Below are 679 nucleotides of genomic sequence, written 5' to 3'. Positions count from 1 at the left end.
GAATTGCTCAAGATGGGACTCTTGGAGTGGGTCGACGGGAAGCGCGAGGCAGGTGAGACGAGACTATTCCCGGCGGCCAAAGCAACGGCCGTAAACGGGCAAGGGAACTGGATCACCAAGGCCTTCAGTCGGCACCTGGCTGAGGTGGGGAAGGGCTGGGAGCCCGCGAAGCGTGGGTTCCATTCCTTGCGGAAGACATTCATCCAGGAGCTGCAAGGGGTAGGGGTAGTTTCCGAGCTTAGGGCGCAAATTGTGGGGCATGAGCTCGATGACGAGCATCACTCGACCTACAGCAGGGGCTTTACCGCCCTAGAAAAGCTTGAGGGTCTAGGCGTGCACTCGCCTGGCCTGTCCGCTTTTGATGTGGCTGTCAGCCGTTCAAGGGTTGAGTAATAGCGCAGGAGAGCCTTTGCCTGATTGGTCAAAATCTAGAGCGAATTCGACCTATAAAATATCGAAGGGGAGTGGATTAAAAATGAGAAAGACACGGAAAGATCTTCTGGATGTCCCGACCGGGCAGGACGAGATGGGAGATGGAAGGGGCGAAGATCAGCATGTCGGCTGGGTCGACTGCCTATTTCGCGCCATTGCGAAATGGTCGTCGTTTCTTGTTTTCCTCGTTGTTCTACTTTTGGTTTTCCTTGTTTTTTGCGGGGATAAGCGACTTGCTATAATATGT

Annotated in this window: 2 protein-coding genes; both read left to right on the top strand. The window is 54.1% G+C overall.

Annotated features, from left to right (window positions below):
- The coding region (locus AC1DQP_RS21210) for a site-specific integrase (protein ID WP_478052519.1) at positions 1-393 on the top strand (393 nt) is incomplete at its 5' end.
- Between the two features lie 82 nt (positions 394-475).
- Positions 476-679, top strand: a 204-nt coding sequence (locus AC1DQP_RS21205) for a hypothetical protein (RefSeq protein WP_478052518.1), incomplete at its 3' end; no start/stop codon positions are given.

Source organism: Stenotrophomonas sp. P5_A8 (genome assembly GCF_056400545.1).
This window is presented reverse-complemented; position numbering and strand designations above follow the sequence as displayed.